General features: G+C 67.2%; 7 protein-coding genes and 2 pseudogenes. 4 read left to right on the top strand and 5 right to left on the bottom strand.

What is annotated here, in order from left to right:
• Positions 1 to 221 (bottom strand): annotated as a pseudogene (locus KM933_RS38160) (IS701 family transposase); the annotation flags it as partial.
• A 164-nt stretch (positions 222 to 385) separates the two neighbouring features.
• On the opposite strand from KM933_RS38160, the gene KM933_RS38165 reads away from it, so the two are divergent.
• Positions 386 to 577, top strand: coding sequence for a hypothetical protein (locus KM933_RS38165; protein ID WP_260334817.1), 192 nt, complete (start codon positions 386 to 388; stop codon positions 575 to 577).
• Positions 578 to 625: 48 nt separating this feature from the next.
• On the opposite strand, the gene KM933_RS40115 is transcribed toward KM933_RS38165, so the two are convergent.
• Together KM933_RS40115 and mobF are read right to left on the bottom strand one after the other, a co-directional pair.
• Positions 626 to 976 carry a hypothetical protein gene (locus KM933_RS40115; RefSeq protein WP_260334818.1) on the bottom strand — a complete coding sequence of 117 codons (351 nt, stop codon included), beginning with the start codon at positions 974 to 976 and terminating at the stop codon, positions 626 to 628.
• A 49-nt stretch (positions 977 to 1,025) separates the two neighbouring features.
• Positions 1,026 to 2,084: a MobF family relaxase gene (mobF, locus tag KM933_RS38170; RefSeq protein WP_260334819.1), complete on the bottom strand. Its 1,059-nt coding sequence runs from the start codon at positions 2,082 to 2,084 to the stop codon at positions 1,026 to 1,028.
• Between the two features lie 134 nt (positions 2,085 to 2,218).
• Here mobF and KM933_RS38175 point away from each other — a divergent pair, with 134 nt between their 5' ends.
• Positions 2,219 to 2,680, top strand: coding sequence for a hypothetical protein (locus tag KM933_RS38175; protein ID WP_488269395.1), 462 nt, complete (start codon positions 2,219 to 2,221; stop codon positions 2,678 to 2,680).
• 207 nt (positions 2,681 to 2,887) lie between these two features.
• Complete coding sequence (locus tag KM933_RS38180) at positions 2,888 to 3,124, top strand: hypothetical protein (protein WP_221362016.1); 237 nt, start codon at positions 2,888 to 2,890, stop codon at positions 3,122 to 3,124.
• Positions 3,125 to 3,228: 104 nt separating this feature from the next.
• On the opposite strand, the gene KM933_RS38185 is transcribed toward KM933_RS38180, so the two are convergent.
• Together KM933_RS38185 and KM933_RS40815 are read right to left on the bottom strand one after the other, a co-directional pair.
• Positions 3,229 to 3,996, bottom strand: a complete 768-nt coding sequence (locus tag KM933_RS38185; RefSeq protein WP_221362033.1) for a transposase — start codon at positions 3,994 to 3,996, stop codon at positions 3,229 to 3,231.
• A 47-nt stretch (positions 3,997 to 4,043) separates the two neighbouring features.
• Positions 4,044 to 4,331, bottom strand: a pseudogene (locus KM933_RS40815) (IS701 family transposase); the annotation flags it as partial.
• 51 nt (positions 4,332 to 4,382) lie between these two features.
• Between KM933_RS40815 and KM933_RS38190 the strand changes: the two are divergent.
• Complete coding sequence (locus KM933_RS38190) at positions 4,383 to 6,068, top strand: ISAzo13 family transposase (protein WP_260334821.1); 1,686 nt, start codon at positions 4,383 to 4,385, stop codon at positions 6,066 to 6,068.
• Positions 6,069 to 6,139 lie beyond the last annotated feature (71 nt).

Genomic DNA, 6,139 nt, shown 5'->3' on the forward strand with positions numbered 1-6,139 from the left:
TCGATCCGGTTCAGCAGCCGGTGGATGCGATCGGGACCGGCGTGCCCGGCCTCCTCCCCCAGCATCCAGCCGTTCTTCCGCTCCAGCGGAGCGACCAGCCCCTGCATGTAAGCCAGCACCGACTGACGCGGCTCCTCCCGGCTGAACCGGTGCACGAACCGCTCGTACATCGCCTCGAGTTCACCCGCCCACACCCTGACATCAGCAAGGTCCCCACCCATAACCACACCAACGACCGAACTGGCCAACAGTCACGGCAAAGACCGTTGCAGTACTAGGACACCGGGGCCGACTCGCTCGAACCGATCGTGGTGCTGGGGCCGAGACGGCAGCACGGCCTCCTGCCCCCACCGGACCAAGGTCAGTTCGTCAGGCCCGCTAGGCAGTGTCTTCAGAGCAGGCGCAGCGGCCCGAGGACGACCCGCAGAAGCTGTTCACCGAGGCGTGCCTGCACGGGCTGAAGGCGAAGTTGTGCGACGGAGTCGACGCCCTGGACACCTACCTGCCGCCACAGACGGCCACGATGGCCCGCCGGGTCGCGGAAGCTCTCGAGGTGCCGGAGCCGGCCACCGCGTGAGCCGCGGGACGGCAGGGCGGGACGCCAACGTCGGCTCCCGCCCTGCCGTCACCTCCCGGCGCGCTCGTAACTGACGATGGCCTTGCCCAGGCGACGTTTGAGCTGGGTAGGCAGGTCGCTGTTCGACGTGTTCAGGAACAAGCGCTTCGTGAGCGGGCCCGGGGCGTAGAAGGACACGTACTCGGTCCGCCGGCCCTTCTGGGGCACGGTGAGCTGACGGCCGTAGCGCTCCAGGGCCCGGTCGGCGATGTGGCTGTCGATGCCGGGCACGTAGGCGCGTCCGCGCAGGGTCTCCAGCAGATGCCGGCGCGCTTCGGCCAGGACGTGGCGGCGGGAGAAGACTCCGCGCACGGTGAAGACGACGGCGGCGACGTCGACCACAGCGAGTGCGGTGTCCACCCATGGCCTCACCCGGGCCCGGATCGCCGCCCCGGCCGCCTGGCACCGCTCAAGGAGCCCGTCGACCATCTGCTGCCCGAACTTCCAGAGCGCGGAGACACGCCACCACGCGAGCAGCTGGTCCAGCGGGCGCGGAGTCTCTTGTCCGGGCGGGTCTCCTGCGCCGCCCACCACGCAGACCGTAGCGGACGCGTTCGCCGGGCGGCCGGCCGTGCTTTTTCACGTAGTCGTCAGTGATGCCCTCGAGGACGTCCTCGATCCGGCGGCGGCGGGTGGCCGACCAGTCGATGAGCTCCTGGTCGACGCCGGCTATCTCCATCACCGGGCGCAGGCCCGGCGTCACCTCCCTCGGCACGGCCGCCAGCCCAAGCTCCTCGCACACCTCGGTCATCATCTGAAGGGTGTAGAGCGTGTCGGCGGCCACGATGTGCTGGTAGAGCCGGACCGTGTCCAGCGCGTACCAGGAACCGTCCGGGCGCTGCACCCGGTTGGCGATCAGACAGTGCTCGTGCAGGAGGGGAAAACCGTTCCTGTTGTCGAAGTGCCGGAACGCCGCGACAACCAGAGCCGGGGCCTTCGCACGCCCCCGGCCCGACGCCCACCGGGTTTCCGCTACCTCATCCTCCAGCCAGCGAAGCGTCGCGGCGACGGCCCGCTCGTGCGCCCGCTCGATGACCCGGCGCGTCCAGTCATCCCCCAGCGCCCACAGCACAACCAGTGACGCCTGCGGCCGGAACACCAAGTCCAGAGCCAGCAACGGGGTCTGCCCCCGCTGCTCGACCTCCTCGATCGGCTGACCCAGGACGGTGGCCCGCCGTGCCGTGGCCGGGTCGACGCCGTCGTCCAGGAGCTCGCGCTCCATACGGTCGGCGTGCGGGTGCCGGCCCTGCCCGTACACCAGCTCCGTCTGCCGCTCCGTCACCGCCTGCCCGGCGGTGAGCCCGAGCGCGGCCAGGCCAAGCCCTCTCCACACCCCGGGCGGGAGTCCAGCCATCTCCTGAGCGTCCTTCAACGCCTGACCGGCGGGGCGGCGGCCGTCCCCGAACGCGACTCCACGCACGTAGTAGCGCCAGGTATTCCGTCTCTGCACCTTCGCAACACTGATCATCCCCACAGAAGACACCGGCCCTGACCTGCGAAAAAGCGCAATCCCGTGGGGCGGGAGGATTCACCGGAACTTCATGGCCGATCCCATCCTGGGATCGGCGGGCCGAGTGGGTACGTCCGCTCGTCGCGGCCTCGCTGTGCCAGATCAAGCGGGAGCAGGAGTCGAACGGGACATCCTTGGGGGTGTTCCGGCCCGCTGAGATCAAGAGCTTTCGGCTGGTCAAGGCCGATGAACGGTCCGCGTGGCAGGACATGATGGCCTCGCAGATGAACATCTTCGACCAGGAGCGCAAGGCACTGGAGGCACTGCCTTACCGGTTCGTCTACAGCTTCCGCTGCGATGACGAGCGCTGCAGAGGACACGAGATCGGGCTGCTGGACTGGGAGGCGGGGGCGGCGTACTTGAAATGGCGTCGCCTGTACGCACCGGGAATGCTGGAGGACAAAATCCGACAGCGGTGGTTCACCGAGATCGCCGGTCCGCAGCGGGACCTGCACTTCTTCGTCGGCAACCTGCACAAACGGCCCCACCAGTTCATGCTGCTGGGAGCGTTCTACCCGCCGCGCGGGGTGATGGACCGCTTCCAGCTCTTCTAGAGGTTGTCCCGTATGCCCACGTCATCTCTGTCACGGAGCAGAGCGGGTACGCGGGCTGTGCGGCTGCCGGAAGGCGGCAGAGTTCTGCGAGGTGTTGGTGCCGGGAAGATCGCTTCATCTCCCGTCGTTCACTGCATACCGTCGGAGGGCCGTCGGCGATCGACGTCGGAGCACGGATCGTGGTGAACGGTCCGAGGTGAACACGGGGTGACGATGGTCTACCTGTCATTGGCTGTGACAGCAGTCGTGTCCGTTGGGGCGGCCGCCGTGGTGGTGCTGGTGCGTCGGCAGCGGCGCCGGATGGGTTCCAGTTCGGAAGCGCAGAGAATCGAAGCGGCTGCTACGAGCGGCATACGCGATGCGCGCCGCCAGGCACATGCCTATTGGTATTTCAACGACGGCGGCGGTCTCAGCGCCGTGCGGGACCGTGACTCTCGTTCGTAGCGGGCGGCGGTCTGGTGCGATTGATCCGGACTGATGCCGGTAGGCAGTCTGGTGCGCGGCGCCTTTCCCATCCGGGCGTGATGTAGTTGAGAGGCGGTTCGCTCCTATACCGAGAGAGCGAGGTTGTCCAGGCGGGCGATGCCGAGCATGGCCTGGTGCACGCCGTTACCTTTGAGGCGGCAGTCTCGCAGGATCTTCCAGTTCTTCAGCCGGGACAGGGCGTGTTCGACCCGGGCTCGAGCCCGGCGATGGGCGGCGTTCTCTGCCTCCTGCTCCGGGCTGAGATGCGTCTGGCCGCGTCGCCGGCGGTGCGGGATGAGCAGGCCGGTGCCCTGATAACCGCCGTCGGCGATGACCGGCGCTCCGCGGCATGCCTGGTCAACACGCGACTCCGTGAACGCCCGGCAGTCGTTGCGGTTGCCGGGCAGTGGGAGGCCGATTGCCACCACCAGGCGACTGTTGGCGTCGATGACGACCTGCAGGTTCGTCGAGTACCGATAGTTCTTGCTGGACGCGGCCACGCGGCGGTCACGGGTGGGCACCAGGGTGCCGTCAACGATGTATACGGTGTCCTTGCGTGGTCGGCGCGCGGGAGAGATGGCCAGCAGGGGTGCGAGATGATCGAGGATGCGGTCAGCCGTGGACTTCGACACCCCAAACAACGGTGCTACCTGCCGCAACGTCAAGTTCGTGCGCCAGTACGTCGCCACCAGCAACACCCGATTTTCCAGTGGCAGCCGCCACCGCCGGCCGCGCTGAACGTCACCACCACGACGCCGCACCAACACCACCAGCCTGGCGAACTGCGCCTCGGACAGTCCCGAGAACGGCTCGATCCACTTCGGATCATCCGCTGAAATCACTCCACCCATGCCCAGCCAACGTGCTACCAGTAGTCCGTTAAACCCGGCGGTAGAGATCAAGAGGTCTTCCGGCGGTGACCGCGTCGAGGAGGGCTTGGAGTTCGGGTGGCGGGTCCTGGTCGGTCCAGGCCCGCCACCAGCGGGTCAGGGTGATCGCTGGGGTGAGCCAGGCTCGGACAGCACGTAAGGCCCTGGGCCAGCAAGGCGGTTGGGGCTGGTGGGGTGTGTCGGCTCCCCCTCTCTGTCCCCTCGTCGGGGCAGGGCTCCGGTGCGGTGGCGTCCAGCGGTCCGGGCGGGGCGAACCCCTGGTCCCAGCAGAAGGAGAACGCGCAGTTCACTAAGGGCTCGCAGAGAATCAAGGTGTTGCTTCCCGTGATGCGGCTCGTTGTTGTGGTATGAGCATCTCCGACGAGGTCCGCGGTCAACTCGCTGTGAGGTTGGAGGTGTTGTTCCCGCACCTTGATGAACGGCAGCGGCGGCTGCTGATGAGGGCCGAGGCCCGGATCCTGGGACACGGCGGTATCCGGGCGGTCGCACGGGCGGCCCATGTCAGTGAGACGACGGTCCGCAAGGGCGTGGACGAACTGGAAGCCGGCGAGGAACCTCTGGGTCGGGTACGCAGGCCCGGTGGTGGCCGCAAGCGGTCCGCAGATCTTGATCCTGGGCTGCGGCCCGCGCTGCTGGCACTGGTGGAACCCGATGAGCGGGGCGATCCGATGTCGCCGCTGCGCTGGACGGTGAAGTCGACCAGGAGCCTGGCGGTCGCGCTCACCGGTCAGGGGCACCGGGTGAGCGCGGACACGGTCGGGGACCTGCTGCGTGAGGAGGGCTTCAGCCTGCAGGCCGGCGCCAAGATGCTCGAGGGTAGGCAGCACCCGGACCGCGACGCCCAGTTCCGCTACATCAACGAGCAGGCCAAAGGGCACATGGACGCCGGCCAGCCGGTGATCAGCGTGGACACGAAGAAGAAAGAACTCGTCGGCAACTACAAGAACGCCGGCCGCCAGTGGCGGCCGTCCGGTGATCCGGTCCTGGTCAAGACGCACGACTTCCTGGACCGGCAGGGGCCCGGCAAGGCGATCCCCTACGGGATCTATGACATCGCCATAAACACCGGCTGGGTGAGTGTCGGCACCGATCACGACACCGCCGCGTTCGCCGTCGCTTCCATCCGCCGCTGGTGGCAGGCCCGCGGCCGGCACGATTACCCGGCCGCCACCCGTCTGATGATCACCGCGGACGCAGGCGGTTCCAACGGCTACCGCACCCGCACCTGGAAGAGCGAACTGGCAGCCTTGGCCGCCGAGACTGGCCTGGACATCACGGTCTGCCACATGCCGCCGGGCACCTCGAAGTGGAACAAGATCGAGCACCGGCTGTTCTCCCACATCTCCATGAACTGGCGCGGCCGCCCACTGACCAGTCACGACATCATCGTCAACAGCATCGCGGCAACCACCACCCGCACCGGACTGACCGTCCACGCCGAACTCGATTCGGGCACCTATGACACCGGCATCAAGGTCACCGACAGCGACATCGACGCTCTGCCCATGCACCGGCACCGTTTCCACGGCGACTGGAACTACACCCTCCACCCCCGACCTCACGACCCCACCAACGCAGCCACTGCCTCACGGCCAGCCAGCGGCCCACCCCTGCAGCCCTGCACCAGCTACCTGCGCAACTCAGAGCTGACCGGCATGCCTGAACCGGCGCTGGACGAACTCATCAGCCAACTGGCTGAGAAAATCGACACGTTGCGTGAGAAGGGACGGCTCCAGCAGCGAGGAGGCGCACGCATTCGTGCTCGGGGCGGTGGAGCCAAGGACAAGCTGACCACCGCCGACAGAGTCCTGGCCACCGTGCTCTACCTGCGCAAACTCGGCACCCACGACCTCCTCGCCCAGCTCTTCGGAGTCACCACCAGCACCCTCACCAGGGCCGTTCACCAAGTCCAGCCCTTCCTGGCCGAGCACGACTGCACCATTCCACCCTCGACAGCAAGATTCCGGTCACCCACCGACGTCAACGCGTTCCTCGCCAACAGCAGCCCTACGAAGATCAAACCAGCATGTTGATTCTTTGCGAGCCCTAACGAGCTGGTGCGTGATTGCGGGTGACATGTTCTTGCTGGTGGGTGTCATGATCC

The organism is Streptomyces beigongshangae, from assembly GCF_019710745.1.
In the GTDB taxonomy this organism is placed as follows: domain Bacteria; phylum Actinomycetota; class Actinomycetes; order Streptomycetales; family Streptomycetaceae; genus Streptomyces; species Streptomyces beigongshangae.